20 protein-coding genes are annotated in these 16,711 nt (G+C 42.2%); 2 read left to right on the plus strand and 18 right to left on the minus strand.

The window, feature by feature from the left end; all coding sequences use genetic code 11:
- Positions 1-8: 8 nt before the first annotated feature.
- Positions 9-1,877, minus strand: a complete 1,869-nt coding sequence (locus K5620_RS11495) for an AsmA family protein (RefSeq protein ID WP_016401798.1) — start codon at positions 1,875-1,877, stop codon at positions 9-11.
- A gap of 115 nt (positions 1,878-1,992) precedes the next feature.
- Positions 1,993-2,640, minus strand: coding sequence for a uridine kinase (gene udk / locus K5620_RS11500; RefSeq protein ID WP_016401799.1), 648 nt, complete (start codon positions 2,638-2,640; stop codon positions 1,993-1,995).
- Positions 2,641-2,843: 203 nt separating this feature from the next.
- Between udk and metG the strand changes: the two genes are divergently transcribed.
- Positions 2,844-4,892, plus strand: coding sequence for a methionine--tRNA ligase (gene metG / locus K5620_RS11505; RefSeq protein WP_016401800.1), 2,049 nt, complete (start codon positions 2,844-2,846; stop codon positions 4,890-4,892).
- 36 nt (positions 4,893-4,928) lie between these two features.
- On the opposite strand, the gene K5620_RS11510 is transcribed toward metG, so the two are convergent.
- Both K5620_RS11510 and K5620_RS11515 read right to left on the minus strand, forming a co-directional pair.
- The gene (locus K5620_RS11510; RefSeq protein ID WP_016401801.1) at positions 4,929-5,204 is read right to left on the minus strand and encodes an acylphosphatase; all 276 of its coding nucleotides are present in this window, start codon (positions 5,202-5,204) and stop codon (positions 4,929-4,931) included.
- Positions 5,205-5,210: 6 nt separating this feature from the next.
- Complete coding sequence (locus K5620_RS11515; protein ID WP_016401802.1) at positions 5,211-5,810, minus strand: GNAT family N-acetyltransferase; 600 nt, start codon at positions 5,808-5,810, stop codon at positions 5,211-5,213.
- Between the two features lie 335 nt (positions 5,811-6,145).
- Here K5620_RS11515 and moeA point away from each other — a divergent pair, with 335 nt between their 5' ends.
- Positions 6,146-7,387: a molybdopterin molybdotransferase MoeA gene (gene moeA, locus K5620_RS11520; RefSeq protein ID WP_016401804.1), complete on the plus strand. Its 1,242-nt coding sequence runs from the start codon at positions 6,146-6,148 to the stop codon at positions 7,385-7,387.
- On the opposite strand, the gene K5620_RS11525 is transcribed toward moeA, so the two are convergent.
- The 14 genes from K5620_RS11525 to napF all read right to left on the minus strand — a co-directional run bounded on the left by K5620_RS11525 (position 7,388) and on the right by napF (position 16,691).
- Positions 7,388-8,425 carry an ATP-binding cassette domain-containing protein gene (locus tag K5620_RS11525; RefSeq protein WP_016401805.1) on the minus strand — a complete coding sequence of 346 codons (1,038 nt, stop codon included), beginning with the start codon at positions 8,423-8,425 and terminating at the stop codon, positions 7,388-7,390.
- Positions 8,412-9,104 carry a molybdate ABC transporter permease subunit gene (gene modB, locus K5620_RS11530; protein ID WP_016401806.1) on the minus strand — a complete coding sequence of 231 codons (693 nt, stop codon included), beginning with the start codon at positions 9,102-9,104 and terminating at the stop codon, positions 8,412-8,414. Before modB ends, K5620_RS11525 begins: the two co-directional genes overlap by 14 nt.
- Positions 9,101-9,826: a molybdate ABC transporter substrate-binding protein gene (modA, locus tag K5620_RS11535; protein ID WP_016401807.1), complete on the minus strand. Its 726-nt coding sequence runs from the start codon at positions 9,824-9,826 to the stop codon at positions 9,101-9,103. The genes modB and modA overlap by 4 nt, the downstream gene beginning before the upstream one ends.
- The gene (moaE, locus tag K5620_RS11540; protein ID WP_016401808.1) at positions 9,820-10,260 is read right to left on the minus strand and encodes a molybdopterin synthase catalytic subunit MoaE; all 441 of its coding nucleotides are present in this window, start codon (positions 10,258-10,260) and stop codon (positions 9,820-9,822) included. Before moaE ends, modA begins: the two co-directional genes overlap by 7 nt.
- Positions 10,261-10,509, minus strand: coding sequence for a molybdopterin converting factor subunit 1 (gene moaD, locus K5620_RS11545; RefSeq protein ID WP_016401809.1), 249 nt, complete (start codon positions 10,507-10,509; stop codon positions 10,261-10,263).
- A gap of 13 nt (positions 10,510-10,522) precedes the next feature.
- Positions 10,523-11,002, minus strand: coding sequence for a cyclic pyranopterin monophosphate synthase MoaC (gene moaC, locus K5620_RS11550; protein WP_215426405.1), 480 nt, complete (start codon positions 11,000-11,002; stop codon positions 10,523-10,525).
- Positions 10,999-11,517 carry a molybdenum cofactor biosynthesis protein B gene (moaB, locus tag K5620_RS11555; protein WP_016401811.1) on the minus strand — a complete coding sequence of 173 codons (519 nt, stop codon included), beginning with the start codon at positions 11,515-11,517 and terminating at the stop codon, positions 10,999-11,001. The genes moaC and moaB overlap by 4 nt, the downstream gene beginning before the upstream one ends.
- On the minus strand, positions 11,517-12,101 hold the full coding sequence (gene mobA, locus K5620_RS11560) for a molybdenum cofactor guanylyltransferase (RefSeq protein ID WP_051147614.1): 585 nt from the start codon (positions 12,099-12,101) through the stop codon (positions 11,517-11,519). The genes moaB and mobA overlap by 1 nt, the downstream gene beginning before the upstream one ends.
- Before the next feature lie 77 nt (positions 12,102-12,178).
- Positions 12,179-12,310, minus strand: coding sequence for a TIGR02808 family protein (locus K5620_RS11565; protein WP_016401813.1), 132 nt, complete (start codon positions 12,308-12,310; stop codon positions 12,179-12,181).
- A 17-nt stretch (positions 12,311-12,327) separates the two neighbouring features.
- On the minus strand, positions 12,328-12,900 hold the full coding sequence (locus K5620_RS11570; RefSeq protein ID WP_016401814.1) for a NapC/NirT family cytochrome c: 573 nt from the start codon (positions 12,898-12,900) through the stop codon (positions 12,328-12,330).
- Between the two features lie 26 nt (positions 12,901-12,926).
- A complete protein-coding gene (locus K5620_RS11575) occupies positions 12,927-13,376 on the minus strand; it encodes a nitrate reductase cytochrome c-type subunit (protein ID WP_040307189.1) in 450 nt (149 codons plus the stop codon).
- 83 nt (positions 13,377-13,459) lie between these two features.
- Positions 13,460-15,949: a periplasmic nitrate reductase subunit alpha gene (gene napA, locus K5620_RS11580; RefSeq protein ID WP_016401816.1), complete on the minus strand. Its 2,490-nt coding sequence runs from the start codon at positions 15,947-15,949 to the stop codon at positions 13,460-13,462.
- Positions 15,946-16,206, minus strand: a complete 261-nt coding sequence (locus K5620_RS11585; protein WP_016401817.1) for a chaperone NapD — start codon at positions 16,204-16,206, stop codon at positions 15,946-15,948. The genes napA and K5620_RS11585 overlap by 4 nt, the downstream gene beginning before the upstream one ends.
- The gene (napF, locus tag K5620_RS11590; protein WP_016401818.1) at positions 16,203-16,691 is read right to left on the minus strand and encodes a ferredoxin-type protein NapF; all 489 of its coding nucleotides are present in this window, start codon (positions 16,689-16,691) and stop codon (positions 16,203-16,205) included. Before napF ends, K5620_RS11585 begins: the two co-directional genes overlap by 4 nt.
- Positions 16,692-16,711 lie beyond the last annotated feature (20 nt).

A 16,711-nucleotide genomic window follows, 5' to 3' on the forward strand; every position in this document is an offset into this window, starting at 1 on the left:
TTTACCATCTAGTTGAAGAAGCCGCCTAGGCTATCCAGCAGCTTCTTACTATCTTCATTGTCGCCCAAGGCTTTTTTAAGTTCCTTGTTAACCGCTTCTTTAGCTTGTCCTTCAAACAATTTTTTCATGTCTAAATTAACCTTTGGCTCAGTCCAGCTGCCCTTTACGTTAATCGGTATATCTAAGCCAGCTAAGTCATTTTTAGAACCTTGCCCCTCTAGGCTAGCAACCACTTTGGTGATAAAAGTGAAATCCAGGCTCTCATTAATCAAGTGAGTTTGACCGGTACCGTCAATGCGTAACAAAGGCGAAGACATTTGCATCTTATTTACCTTAGCTAAGGATTTACCTAAGGTTGAGTTTATCACCAGCTCACTAAAATCTGTTTTTTGCTCTTGCTGCGCTTGCTGCTTATTACCGCCTTTAATAGTAGCCTTAGCGGAGCGGATCATCTGTGGAATGTTAACCCCATAGATAGCGCCATCGGTAAACGTAGCGTTTATTGGACCAGATATCTTCTTTTTAATGGCGGTAGGCGTTAAACCAGTGCCTTTAAGATCAAGATCTACATTCAGCCCGCCTGCAACAAAATCAAAGTCAGCAGCGTCACTTAACAAGGGCCTCGCTTGAACCCCATTTAATTTAGCAGCCATTGAGTAACTAGCCACTGGCTTTTGGCCGTTAATCACCGCGTTACTCTCTAAGCGTCCATCGTACAAGTTTGCGCTTAACTCTTTTAAACGCAGAATTCCGTCTTTAATCTGAACTTGTTGTTTGATGTCCTCTATGTGCAGCTTCTGATGTTGTAATTTATCTATTGTAAGAGTGCCGTCTAAATTGAGCGTTTTCAAAACGGTTAAATCAGGCTCTTGTTCTTGGCCAGGCGCTTCACTTGACGAATTTGCATCATCAGTTGTATTGCTACTTGCAGACGACTCACTAATAAAGTTGGAGGTATCGAGTAATGGAATATTTAAATCGAATTTGATACTAGGTATGTTATTTAGCACTACGCTGCTGGTACCAACTAATTGCGTTTTGCCATCAATATCTACTGCCAGTTTAGAAAGCTCTGCTGTTTTGCTTGCTACTGTGTAAGACAGCGCTAAATCAGTTTGAACATTCATTGCACCATTTGGAATAGCGCTGCCTTGTAAGTTCAAGCCGTTGCTAACATCGCTTAAGGCAATTCGGCTAAAGTCTTCGGCTATGAATAGCAAACCTGTTGCCTGTTGCTCTACCAACATTTCGCCATCATCAAACTTTAATGAAAGGCTAAAACCGTTATCTTCACCTAGTTCTAAACCGTCTAAAGTAAAGTTGACAGGACCTAACTTTTGAGTTTTGTTTAGCGCTAAATCGATGAGTTCAACATTAGCATCAACAATTTCGATACCAGCTAATCGAACGTTCCACCCAGCAGCTGATGTGCCAGACGACCCCTCAGTACTTTTAGGTTCGCTTGAAGCAGGTTCGGCTTCTTTAGACTGGGTTAAGTCGTCAAGACTGGTTGTTCCATCTGCTTTAGTTTGATGGCGTAAGGTCAAACCTCGAACTGAGATATCCCCCACTTCAATGCTTTTACTAAACAAAGGCATCAAGGCCACTGACATTTCAGCTCCTATGATACTAACAGTATCCCCTTCACCAAATTCAGGATTGTCACGCAGGCGCAAGCTACCAAGTTCAAAGCCAATACTAGGGAAAAAACGCCAAGCTAAATCCCCATCAATCACTAATTCTCTTCCGGTTGATTCTTTGGTTTTCTCTACCAAAAGCGCTTTAATATCGTCGGTATTTACCATTGATACTGCGACGACAACACCGACAACCAATAAAACAATCAGGGCTGCGACAACATAGAGCAACTTTTTCATAATCTTCCCTATTTACAAAGCTGTTGAGTAAGTATGTGCTTAATTATTAATGATAAATTAAAACTTATATTTTTATTACTTATCTAGTCTGTTTTGGCTGTGTTTAGTTAACCCGCTAATTAGAGGCCAACAAGTCACGAATTTTGGCGTTAATAATATCGATAGCGATTCGATTTTTACCGCCTCTTGGAACAATCACATCAGCGTATTGCTTAGAGGGTTCTACAAATTGCAGAAACATCGGCCGAACGGTATTGTGATATTGAGACAACACTGAATCCAAAGTTCTGCCTCGTTCTTTTACGTCCCGTTGGATTCTTCTTGCTAAACAAATATCTAAAGGTGTATCTACAAAAATGCTGATATCCAACTGCTCACGAATAGCAGGATCGGTGAATAACAAAATACCCTCTAATACGATAATTTTTGTAGGTGCTACCGTCTTGGTTTCTGCCATACGGTTATTAACTTTATAACTGTATTGGGGCTGTTCGATGGACTCACCGCTTTTAAGCTGCTTCAAATGCGCAACCAATAAATCATGATCCATAGACTTAGGATGGTCATAGTTAGTTTGCTTGCGCTGCTCAGGCGTTATATGGCTTTGGTCCTTGTAGTAACTATCTTCGTTAATTACTGCAATGCAGCTATCACCTAGTTCGGTGCGAATATCGTTTACAATGGTTTGAGAAAATAAACTTTTACCAGAAGCCGACGCCCCAGAGATCCCAATTACTACGATATTATGATCTTGATTTTGCATAGAAATAACCTAGTTCTTTTGCCGCAATTATAGGTGCAATATACCCATTAGTCATTATGCGAATGGCGCCTAACATTATTTTTCAACTTAATTACCTATAAGTTATTCAGGCAAGCGTTAGGATACTAGGCATCACCTGCCGCTTAAGGTAATATTGGCACCCTTGAATTACCCGTTAATTGACTGAGCTAACAGTAGATCACATGACAAACGAACAACGTAAAATTCTGGTTACCAGTGCCTTACCTTATGCAAATGGTCCTATTCATTTAGGCCACTTACTCGAATACATACAAACAGATATTTGGGTTCGTTTCCAAAAGCTACGTGGTAACACGTGTACCTATGTATGTGCAGACGACGCGCACGGTACACCGATCATGCTGAAAGCTCAGCAGATGGGCATTACCCCTGAAGAAATGATTAACCAGGTTCACGTTGAACACAGTGCAGACTTTAACGAGTTCCACATCGAGTTTGATAACTATCATTCTACTCATAGCCCAGAAAACCAAGCGCTATCGGAAGAGATTTACAACAAGCTTAATCAAGCGGGTCACATAAAAACTCGAACAATTTCTCAACTGTTTGATCCTGAGAAAAACATGTTTTTGCCAGATCGCTTCGTAAAAGGCACTTGCCCTAAATGTAAAAGCGAAGACCAAAACGGTGATAACTGTGACAACTGTGGCGCTACTTATAGCCCAACAGATTTACTGTCACCTAAGTCTGTAATCTCTGGTGCCGAGCCAGTTCTTAAAGACTCAGAGCATTACTTCTTTGATCTACCAGCATTTCAAAACATGCTTAAAGACTGGACAATCTCTGGTTCGCTACAAGAAGAAATGTCTAACAAGCTTAACGAGTGGTTTGAGCAAGGCCTACAACAGTGGGACATTAGCCGTGACGCGCCCTACTTTGGCTTTAAAATTCCAAATACAGAAGATAAATACTTTTACGTTTGGCTAGATGCTCCGATTGGCTACATGGGCAGCTTTAAAAACCTGTGTGACAAGCGCAACGATTTAAACTTTGACGATTATTGGAACAAAGACTCTGACGCAGAGGTTTATCACTTCATCGGCAAAGACATTATCTATTTCCACAGCCTATTTTGGCCAGCAATGCTAGAAGGCGCAGGATTCCGCAAACCAAGCAGCGTGTATGCCCACGGTTATGTAACGGTAAATGGCGCAAAAATGTCTAAGTCACGCGGCACATTTATTAAGGCCCGCACTTATCTTGACCATTTAGACCCAGAGTACTTGCGTTACTACTATGCTGCTAAGTTAAATAACAGAATTGACGACTTAGATCTAAATTTAGAAGATTTTGCACAACGTGTTAATTCGGACTTAGTAGGCAAAGTGATTAACATTGCTAGCCGTACCGCTGGATTTATTAGTAAACGCTTTAACGCCACGCTGTCTCCAGTGGTAAGCAACCAAGCTTTATTAGACGAATTTGTCGCAGCTGAAGCAAACATCGCAGCTTTATACGAAGGCCGAGAGTTTGGTAAAGCAATGCGAGAAATTATGGCTTTAGCCGATAAAGCAAACCAATACATCGCAGAAGAAGCACCATGGCAGTTAGCCAAAAATGAAGAAACCTTAGAACGTGCTCACCAAGTATGTTCAATGGGGATTCATTTATTCCGTGTGTTAATCACTTACTTGAAGCCAGTGCTGCCAAAACTAGCAGACAAAGTTGAGCAGTTCTTAAATGTAGAGCTCAAATGGGCTGACATAAATAACACCTTGGTTAATCATGAAATCCAAAGCTTTAAAGCATTAATGCAGCGCATTGATATGAAGCACGTAGAGGCAATGGTTGATGCTTCTAAAGATAACTTGGTTAGCGCTACCGCAGCGGCAAAAGAAGAGAAGCCAGCAAGCAAAACTAACAGCGAGATTGAACCCATAGCTGATACTATCAGTTTCGATGAGTTCGCAAAAATTGATCTACGTATCGCTCGCATTGTTAAAGCAGAGCATGTAGAAAAAGCGGAAAAACTACTTCGTCTTGAACTGGATATTGGTAGCGAAACTCGCCAAGTATTTGCGGGCATTAAGTCGGCTTACGCACCAGAAGATCTCGAAGGTAAGCTAACCGTTATGGTCGCTAACCTAGCACCTCGTAAGATGCGCTTTGGAGAGTCTCAGGGAATGGTTCTTGCTGCAGGCCCTGGTGGAAAAGACCTCTGGATTTTGAGCCCTGGAGAAGGTGCTCAACCAGGTATGCGAGTAATGTAATACATAAAAAGGCGCTAATAAGCGCCTTTTTTAGTTCTAGTAAGTATTAAAACCTGAGTAGCTAAGCTGTTCTATTGGTAACATCTTTAGCGTTTTAACTTCTTGCACCGCCGCATACGGAGATGCTTGATGAAGATGGGACAACAACTCAAGAAGTTTAGCTTCTTCTCCTTCTGCGACGACTTCAACATCTCCAGAGTCTAAATTTTTTGCATAACCAACAAGATCTAATTTAAGGGCTTTAAGTTGAGTGTGATAACGGTAACCAACGCCCTGTACCTTACCTTTAGCTAAAGCCTTTAAACAAAACACCAGCAGTTAGCCCAGCACTGGTTTTACTTCGTTTAGACCAGTAAATTCGAAGCCAATGCTCTCAACTGGCATGTTCTCTAAGGGAACGCTACAGCGATCAAGGTCTAAACAAAAATAGCGTTGCAATTGATATTGCGCGTTAAGCTGCTCTACTTCATCAAAGCCAAATTGACTAAGCGTCCAGCGTAGACGTTCATCTCTACAATTACATATAAGGCTAAGTAGCGTGAACCCTTGTTTTAAAGCATAACAGCGGGCCCAATCAACCATTAGTTTAGCCAGCCCTTTTCCTGCAAAATCCCGGTTAACCGTAAGTTTGTGCATAAACAAACTTTCACGTCTTACTTCGGCTTCTACCTCAATTGCACCACTACGATTATTTAGAATCATGGCTGCTACAGGTTTGCCTGCAATATACCCCATGTACATTTCATCTAAACGATGATTAGCAAGTAAAGAATGTGGAGTAATTTGATGAAATTTCCAAAGCGGTTCGCCTCTTGATTCGAACCAACTTGCTGCTTCCATCAGTAATTCGCAAAACTGATAAAGCTCAATACTTGATATAGAACGAACCACCAAATTAGGTGTCGCTTCGCTTGACATATCAACTCCCTTGATAAGTGTCTAAACTGTGACCGATGACCAGTTGTGAACAACATGTTACACAGATTACCTTTAAGTTAAAAGCATTGTTGGTGAAAACAAGCTCCTTATTTCAGCCTTACAAAGCAAGGCTTGCAGCACAAAAACTAAAATTAAACCAGTGATACAAACTTAATCACCAATATTGTGCCAACTTGCTGACAAAACTATACAAACTTCAACGAGATTAAAGAAAGTTTCGCTGCTTTATAAATTGCCAAGAATCACTGATAAACAACCATATAAATGCGATAATCTTCAACTATATTCAAACTCATTACCCTATAGGAAGATACATGGATTGCTGCAGCCAACCAGGTCTAATGCCCATTGAACAAGCAAGGTCTTTATTAAGCGATAGCGCTAGCCTAAAAACCCAAATACAGACCGTGAGTTTAGAAGATGCGCTAGGTAGAGTATTAGCAGAAGACATTGTGTCGCCTATTAATATTCCTCCCTTCGATAATAGCGCGATGGATGGTTACGCTATTTGCGCAGAACAACTACCTAACAATAAAACTCTTCCACTTAGTCACAAAGTGTTTGCTGGAGATACCCAGCAACTAGCATTAGAACCCGGTCATTGCGTAAGAATTATGACCGGCGCACCACTACCTCCCGGCTGTGATGCTGTAGAAATGCAAGAAAACACTGAAATAAACGCAGACAATGAACAACAGATCACATTTAAGCAGCCAATCAACAAAGGCAAAAATGTTCGCTTAAAAGGTGAAGATGTTAAACAAGGACAAGTTGTTATCCCAGCGAAGACCCGCTTAAATTCAAGCCACATAGGTTTACTCGCCACACTGGGCATTAACGAAATATCAGTTCAAAGCTTACTAAAAGTGGCATTGTTTTCTAGCGGTGACGAACTAATTCAACCTGGCAACCCACTAAAGCATGGTCAAATATACGATAGTAATCGTTTTGCTATTCGCGCCCTACTCGCAAAGTTACCTGTTGAAGTAATAGATTTAGGCGTTATTGCTGACGATAAACAGCTGGTTACTGAAGCTTTTATTAAAGCAGACCAAGTTGCTGACATAGTCATTTGCAGTGGCGGTGTATCGGTAGGCGAAGCCGATTACACTAAAATGGTTTTAGATGAAATTGGCGACATAAACTTTTGGAAACTAGCAATTAAGCCCGGTAAACCTTTTGCTTACGGTAATCTGCCAAATTCATACTTTATTGGCCTGCCTGGCAACCCGGTTTCGGCTTATGTAACGTTCTACAAACTGGCAATGCTAGTAATAGCAAAAGCGTGTGGATGGGACTACAAAGAGCCACTCGCAATCCCGGCAAAGTCTTTACTAGATTTCAAAAAATCACCGGGTAGAACAGACTATCAACGTGGTTTTGCAAGTATCAGTAGCAGCGGCCAACTAGAAGTAAAATCGACCGGTGCTCAAGGTAGCGCTATTTTCACCAGCTTAACTGAGGCTAACTGTTTCGTAGTACTTGAACAAGATAGAGGCCGTGTAAGCGCCGGTGAAATGGTGACTATAGAAATGTTTGCCGAGCCAATTCTTTAGTTAGAATTGATTATGTAGCTTAACCGCTTTGTGCATTAAAAATATCTGCTCTCCCATTTTTAATGCCAAAGTCTGTTGTGCTCGCGGAGAGATAGGCACTTTAAAAGCCACGCCTTCTAAACTCACTTCTACATAAAAGGTACCTTCCAAAGAATTAACCGATAATACTTCGGCTTGCCACTGATTTTGAGCACTACAACTTTCTACAAATTGTTTCGACAACACAATGTTACTTGGTGAAATACTCACTAAGTGAACACCTTCATCTAGCACCTCTGGGCTCTCAGCTAAGATGTATTGCTGGCCCAGCTTAAACCAACGCCATCCCTCATCTGCCAAACGCTCACTACGTTCTACACTTAACACTATGGCTTGTTTAGCCTTACCGTTATATTGGTTAATCAACTCAAGGCTATTTCCAAGCGTAAGTGTTTGGCTGTCTTCCATTAACAGCACCTTATCGCTAAAAAACACTAAATCTTCTGGATTATGAGAAATAAGTAAGCTGCAGATGCGATGTTGCTTTAGCCACTTCTTTAATATTTTCAGCAAATTGGTAGCAGCTTTTCGATCTAAAGCTGAGAACGCTTCATCTAAAAATAATACTTTGGGTTTGGTTGCTAGCGCCCTTACCAGCGCGACTCGCTGGGCTTGCCCACCAGAAAGCTGTTGGGCATTTTTATTAAGAAGGTTTTTAACACCAAAACTCTCAACTAAATATGCTAAATCACTGGCACTCACCCTTTGTGACAGTTTGATGTTTTTTGCCACAGTTAAGTGAGGAAATAAAAAACTTCCTTGAGTGACAAAAGCTATGGGTCGTTGATATGAGGCTAAACAGCTATTGCTATCAAACCATACTTGCTCTAAGTATTTAATCTCTCCTGTTTGAGGGTACTCTAATCCAGCAAGTAATCGCAATAAGCTGGTTTTACCAATTCCGGACGGTCCAAACACACCGGTAAGCAAAGGTAGAGAGCAGGCCTCTACACTTAACTCAAAATCGTCTCTTTGATAATGTAGATTAAAACTTAACACCCACACTCCCTACCCGTTTCTTAGCTCCGGTCACACCATAAGTGAGCAATAAAGCGAAAAATGAAATACCCAATAACACTAAGGCTAAACGGTGGGCAGCGGCAAAATTAAGACTCTCTACGTGATCAAACAGCGCAATCGCAATCACTTGGGTTTCTCCAGGAATATTGCCCCCGATCATTAACACCACCCCAAACTCTCCTAAGGTGTGTGCAAACCCCAATACCATTGCAACAATAAAGCCACTTTTTGCCAGCGGTAACTCCACAGACAGCAACTGTTTCCACCTAGGCATTCTAAGCACTTTTGCGGCATCTAATACGCCAGGTTCAATTTGTTTAAAAGCACTTTGAATGGGTTGAACGACAAAAGGTAAGGAATATAAACATGAGGCAAATACCAGCCCCGAAAAGCTAAAGGCCAATTGGCTACCAGTTATAGCCTGCCACCATTGCCCCAGAAAGCTATTAGGCGCGAATCCGATCAGCAAATAGAAACCCAACACTGTAGGAGGTAGAACAATGGGTAATGCGACGACCGCTTCAACAATATGCTTTAACTTAGAGTGACTGCGCGCTAACCACCAAGCTAAAGGAGTGCCTAGTAGCAATAAGATTAGGCAACTAATCGTTGCAAGTTTTACAGAAAGGATAATGGCTTGGTATTCAGCATCGCTCATATTTTGGGTAACAAATATCCATTTTCAGTGATAATAGTTTGTGCGTTCTCGCTTAACAAGTAGTTATAAAATTCAATAGCTTGAGATTCATCGCTAAGCAACGCAACATGCTGAGCAACGCCCTTATGTAAATCTTGCGGTACCAACCAATAAGACCCATTAAAATCAGTTTGAATTGAGCGAGCTACAAATCCTGCTGCGACATTACCAGTAGAGATAAATTGAAATACTTGAGATACATTATTCGCTAACACTATTTTGGCATCATTATTTTTCTGTTTAGCTAATTGCTCGGCTGCCAAACCATATGGTGCTAGTGTTGGGTTAGCGTAGGCATACATCTGTTCCCAGTTATCCCATAAACTGCTATCTGTTACCTTATCGCCATTTTTATTTAAAAAGCTTGGAGCCCAAAATACCAACTGGCCATACGCATAGGCCATTTGCTGGCGCGCTTTTCCTTCTTCTACCAGCTGTTTTGGCCGAATGTCATCAGCCGAGAAGAATAAATCGAAGGGGGCACCGTGACTTATTTGGTTATACAAAATCCCGGTAGAAGCGCTAGATATTCTGTAGTTGAATTCAGTATGTTGGCTTTTAAAGTCTTCAGCTAATAGTTCTAAAGTTTGTTTAAAATTGGCAGCCACAGCGATGGTAACGGGCTTAGCGAGAGCAATTGAGCTAACAAAAACAGCAACTATACAAGCTAAACGGGCTACCATTTATCTTTCGCTTTAAGATCGGACTCACGAGCATCAAGCCATACATCACCGCCTAAAGTGCGCTCTTTTTTCCAAAAGGTAGCCTTAGTTTTAAGGTAGTCCATTATGAAATGGCAGGCTTCAAAGGATGCTTCCCTATGAGCACTATTTACCCCAACAAAAACGATTTGATCACTGACATCTAAATCCCCAACCCTATGCACAATACTTGCGTCTTGGATTGGCCAGCGCGTTTTTGCTTCAGCGACAATTTTCTCCAGCTGCAACTCGGTCATACCCGGGTAATGCTCCAGCTGAAGCCCCTTAACCTGTTGATCTAAGTTCATATCTCTAACTAGACCAACAAAAAATACGATAGCGCCAGCACTCGCTCGCTCTCGCAAACGTTGGTATTCCTCTCCAACGTCAAAATCTTCTAGCTGTACTTTAATCATCTAACCGCCTGTAACAGGGGGAAAAAATGCAACTTCATCACCGTTATTTAGCGTTACAACTTGGCTAAGATGGTTTTGGTTAACTGCCGTCAAAATCGCCTCATCATTTAAGGCCAACCATTGCTCACCTCTAGCAAGCAGCGTTTCCTTTAAGGTATTAGTATCGCTACCTTCTACTAACTCAATATTTATCGAGCTTTCGCCTAACTGCTCTTTTAAACGAGCGAAAAATAGTACTTTAATTATCATCTAAACATCCTGCTTATTCGGCGCTAAACGAACCTGATTTTCCGCCATGCTTTTCTAGTAGCTTTACATCTTTAATAATGATGTCTTTTTGAATCGCTTTACACATATCATAAATTGTTAGCGCAGCTACGCTAGCAGCGGTTAACGCTTCCATCTCTACGCCGGTTTGGCCTTTTAGTTTAGCGGTGCTTACTACCGCAATAATGCCTGTTTTTTCATCTAAGCTTAAATCAACGGTAACCTTACTTAACATTAAGGGATGGCATAGTGGAATCAACTCGGATGTTTTTTTAGCCGCTTGAATTCCAGCTATACGAGCACATGCAAACACATCCCCCTTGTGCTGTTCTCCATTTAGCAAGCTATCTACGGTTAGCTGATTAACTTGTACCAAAGCCTGTGCTTTAGCGATTCGGCTTGTCTCGGTCTTTTCTGAGACGTCCACCATAATTGCTTCACCAGAAGCATTAATATGAGTAAATTCACTCATTATTTTTGACCTGTATGAGGCACAAAATTACAGGGTTTATGAGTGCTATTTAATTGCTCTAACAAGATTTTCTGCCATGCTGTTTTACAGGCGTTGGTTGACCCAGGAACACAAAAGATCACAGTTTTATTGGCAAACCCGCCTAATGCGCGACTTTGCACTGTAGATGTTCCAATCTCGGTATAAGAAATATGGCGGAACAATTCTCCAAAACCTTCAATGTCTTTGTCAAATAATACACTTACCGCTTCTGGAGTATTATCTCGTGCAGTAAAACCGGTGCCTCCGGTAGAGATAACACAGTCTATTGACGGGTCAGCAATCCAATTACTTAATGTGGCTCTAATTTGATAAACATCGTCAATAACAATTTGTTTATCAGCCAGTTTGTGGCCGGCTTCTGTAAGAGCTTCGGCCAAATAACGTCCTGAAGTATCAGTATCTTCATTACGTGTATCGGAAACGGTTAATACCGCGATGTTTAAGAAGGTTTGCGTATCGTTGGCCAGATGGCTCATTATGATTCTCCAACTTTATCTTGTATATGTTGCCACTGCTCGGGAGTATTGGTATTTACCATCGCAGGTGCTAATTCTTTTGGTACTTCAATTTCAGTGGCTTGAATAAGGTTTAAAAAAGCTTTTATTGACCTTTGCTTTGCCACTGGCAAAGACAAAACATCAGCTAAACAGGACAAGTTCTTGGCATTAGCTTCAACAATTATAGGGAAAACACTATTTGAGAAATAGTAATTGCCAGGTTCAGTTTGGTGTTGATTTATAATCACATCAAGAACTTGCATATTGAGTAGGGGCATATCAACAGGGATGAACAGGCAAAACCGTTGGTTAAGGGTTTGAAGGCATGAAAGTATGCCGGACAATGGTCCTTTCGATTCACTAGAATCTTCGATATGACGAAACTCAGGATAGTTGCCGCTCACATAACATTCGTTATTTAATGTCTCTTCAAGCAAGCTAAGCCTAGATTTAAGTAAACTACTCCCCTGCCACTGAAGCGCTGCTTTGTCGCTTCCCATTCTCTGAGATTTGCCGCCAGCGAGAACAACTCCTGTTAACTTTATGAGAGAATTTGATTGCATTTGATTAAAAGCTTGAACGACTTAGTAGGCTAATAATGCCTACTAAGCGTTTAGATGAAAAGATTTATCGTGCTAACTTATTGGTCTTTATCCCATTTGGACAAAACCGCTAAAGAAACCACTGCTACACCAATGAATCCCATTACAAAAATGGTTGGCATGGCTGCATAGCCCAAAACATGCCAAAAAACTGATTCCAAAGTACTCATGTGTTTTCCTTATTTTACTACCAGCCTTCAACACCACTCATATCCGGTAACCGGTGAGCAATGCCTTTGTGACAATCAACACAGGTCTTTTCCCCGCTAGCTAACGCATCTGAGTGTTGCGCAACACTGCGAGGACGCTGCTCTGAGAAATCCATAAATTCAAACTCGTGACAATTTCTACACTCTTGAGAATCATTTTGGCTCATACGATGCCATTCGCGCTCTGCTAAATATTTACGGCGCTCTTCAAATTTTTCTTGAGTGTTAATGGTACCCATAGCAAAGGCTACCAGCTCTTTACTTGCCTGAACCTTGCGTACAATTTTGTCAGTCCAGTTATGTGGAACGTGACAATCTGAACAAATAGCACGCACACCTGAACGGTTTGAATAGTGAATAGTTTCTTGTATTTCAGCTACGATTGGTGCGTGACAACCAGAACAAAACGCTTCGGTATTCGTTGCTTCCATACCGGTGTTAAACGCACCCCAGAATAGAATACCGCCTGTAAAACCAAGCGCTAGCACAACACCCACAGCAGCTTTGCTGGGAGTACTGAGTTTGCGCCAAAATGCCTTCAATAACTTCATAATTTAGCCTCTGGTTAAACTAATGCTTAGCGTAAAGACTCTACGCGTTCGTATTCGTTTTCAATCAACGGGGCCGCTTCATTTTGAGGCACGTGGCATTGCAAACAGAAGTAACGGCGAGGAGACACATCCGCCAATACTTGCCCGTCGCGCGCTTCATAGTGAGTTACACTAATTTTAGTAGCACCACTTTCTCGGGCATTTTTCCAGCTATGACAAGATAAACACTTATTAGCGTTAAGGCTCATCTCGTAATGACGAATCTGGTGTGGGATCAACGGTGGTTGAAACACATAATCGGCATCATAGGGTTTGTCTTGTTCAACCACTGACTTTAAGCCAGCTGCTGAGTTTTGGGTATTTAGCTCGGTATCGCCCCGCAGTGAAGCTACACCACCATTACTTACGTAGTCATTTGCGACTACTACTCCGCAAAGCAGTAAACTGCTTAATAGACCAGATAATAAAACTCGCATTTTCATAATACTCTCTCCGCCACCTTGGCAAATATTTTTAGCGAAGCATTGAAAGCGAGGGGCTTTCAATGCTTTTAATAGCGTTAAACCTTAGCTAACTTAACTGCACACTTCTTAAAGTCGGTTTCTTTAGAAAGCGGATCTGTTGCATCTAGGGTCAATTTGTTGGTGAGCTGCTTGGCATCAAACCAAGGCATGTACACTAAACCCTTAGGTGGACGGTTACGGCCACGAGTTTCAATTCGTGATTTAACTTCACCGCGGCGTGATTGAATCATCACTTCATCACCACGTTTAAAACCACGTTGTTTTGCGTCTTCTGGGTGGATAAACAATACCGCATCCGGGAACGCTCGATATAGCTCTGGAACTCGACGCGTCATAGAACCTGAGTGCCAATGTTCTAATACGCGACCAGTGCTTAACCACAGATCATATTCTTCATCTGGAGACTCAGCCGCAGGCTCGTAAGGCGTAGCAATAATTAGTGCCTTGCCATCGGGTTTACCGTAAAAGTTAACTTCTTCGCCAGCTTTTACATAAGGGTCAGAGCCTTCGCGGAAGCGCCAACGTGTTTCTTCGCCATTAACCACAGGCCAGCGTAAACCACGTACTTCATGGTAAGTATCAAATGGTGCTAGATCGTGGCCGTGATCGCGACCAAACTCAGCGTATTCTTCAAATAAGCCTTTTTGAACGTAGAAACCAAAATCTTTCGCTTCGTCATTAAGCTCTGCGTTTACTTGTTCAACAGGGAATTGATCAACTACGCCGTTACGGAACAAAATGTCGTATAAGGTTTTGCCTTTATATTCAGGTTTCTTAGCTAGTAACTCTGCAGGCCATACTTCTTCAACCTTAAAGCGCTTAGAAAACTCAACCAATTGCCATAAGTCTGATCTCGCTTCACCCGGCGCAGACACTTGCTGATGCCAGAACTGCGTGCGACGTTCAGCGTTACCATAGGCACCTTCTTTCTCAACCCACATTGCTGTTGGTAAAATAAGATCAGCTGCTTGGGCAGTAACTGTTGGGTAAGGGTCAGATACAACAATAAAGTTTTCAGGATTGCGGTAACCAGGCAACCCCTCTTCATTGATATTTGGTGCGGCTTGCATGTTGTTATTACACATAACCCAGTATGCGTTCAGCTTGCCGTCTTTAAGCATACGGTTCTGCAATACCGCGTGGTAACCAGGCTTAGGCGGAATGGTTCCTTCTGGTAGCTTCCAAATGTCTTCTGCAATTTTGCGGTGTTTTGGATTGGCCACAACCATATCTGCAGGCAAGCGATGCGAGAAAGTTCCCACTTCACGGGCGGTACCACATGCAGATGGCTGTCCAGTTAGTGAGAATGGGCTGTTGCCAGGCTCTGAGATTTTGCCGGTTAACAAGTGAATGTTGTACACCGAGTTATTTGCCCATACCCCGCGGGTATGTTGGTTAAAGCCCATGGTCCAGTAAGAAGTTACTTTAACATTTGGATCAGCGTAATCTTTCGCTAGCGCTTCCAATTTTTCGGCAGGTACGCCAGATAGCTTCGCCACCGCTTCTACATTGTAGTCTTTCAAAAATTCGCGATATTCGTCGAAACTCATATCGGTCATTTTGCCTGAATCAGGGTTAGCCGCTGCTTTTTGTAATGGATGCTCTGGACGTAATCCGTAGCCAATATCTGTTTCACCGCGTTTAAAGTGAGTATGTTTGTTTACAAAGTCCCAATTAACTTTGTCATTCTCGATTATGTAATGCGCGATGTAGTTAAGAATTGCCAAATCGGTTTGTGGCGTAAACACCATGCCGTTATCGGCTAATTCAAAACTGCGATGTTCAAAGGTAGACAGTACGTGAACTTTAACGTGGGGCGCAGACAAGCGGCGATCAGTTAAGCGAGACCACAAAATTGGGTGCATTTCTGCCATGTTAGAGCCCCAAAGCACAAACGAATCTGCAGCTTCAAGATCATCGTAACAGCCCATAGGCTCATCAATACCAAAGGTGCGCATAAAACCACCAACAGCCGAAGCCATACAGTGACGCGCATTAGGGTCGATATTGTTAGTTAAAAAGCCGGCTTTATGTAGTTTAGCTGCAGCGTAACCTTCCCAAACAGTCCATTGGCCAGAGCCAAACATACCTACAGAAGTTGGGCCTTTATCGGCAAGTGCTTTTTTCCACTTCTCCGCCATAATGTCGAAGGCTTGATCCCAAGAAACCGGAGCAAACTCGCCATTTTTATCAAACTTGCCATCTTTCATACGTAATAAAGGCGTGGTTAAACGGTCTTTACCGTACATAATTTTTGAAAGGAAGTAGCCTTTAATACAGTTAAGGCCTTTGTTTACCGGAGACTCGGGGTCGCCTTGTGTGGCAACAACTTTGCCGTTCTGAGAGCCAACTAAAACACTACAGCCAGTACCACAAAAACGACAAGGAGCTTTATCCCATTTCACTTTTGTTTCTTCTGACGAAGTAATTAAGTTGGTGGCACTTGCAGGTAAACTAATACCAGCAACGGTGGCTGCGGCACTTACCGCATTCGCTTTAACAAACTGTCGGCGAGTCCATTTCATGATACTTCCTCATTAGCTGATTCAAATTGGTGAAATACTAGGTTGCTGCTTAGTACCGCTTCCAATTTTCCGATGTCTTCTAGGGTGGTTACTATGTTATTGCGCGTCTGGCTTTCTATAGAAACAACGATTTTCCCCTCGGGGTTAAAACCATGTACTTCTAGTCCTTCCAGGTCGCTAATTTGATCGATGACTTCTTTAATACGGTCTGGTTGGCACAACACCACCGCACTACTAATATGGTACTCTTCGTTCATCCAACTTCCTTTATTTCAATGGCTTGGCTTGGACATACTGAAATACAAGCCCCGCAACTGTTGCAGTGCTCAGAATTAATTTGTACCTCTGCTTTTCCCGCTAGTAATGGCTTAATGCTAATGGCCCTTTGCTCACAGGTGTCGCTACACGTTCGGCAATAAACACCGTTTTGTGCCAGACACTTAGAGGCATTAACGTCAACAGAATTAGACCAAGCAGGTTGCTGCTTCGGGTGAAACAAAGACTCGGGGCAAGACGTTGCACAGTCGTAACAAAATGTGCACTCACCTTTGGTGAAATCAACTGCTGGAAAACCGCCATTACCCTTAACAATAATCTGTTCAGGGCATGCTTTGACGCATTCTCCACATTGAGTACAGCCAGCTTCAATAGACTGTTGTAACCAAGGTAGAGAGTGATGTTGTTTACTGCGAAGCGCTTTGTTAGTACTAAACATACGACGTTTAGACAGGTCTACAGACATCAATTTTCCTTACGAAATCA

This window comes from Agarivorans albus, from assembly GCF_019670105.1.
GTDB lineage: Bacteria > Pseudomonadota > Gammaproteobacteria > Enterobacterales > Celerinatantimonadaceae > Agarivorans > Agarivorans albus.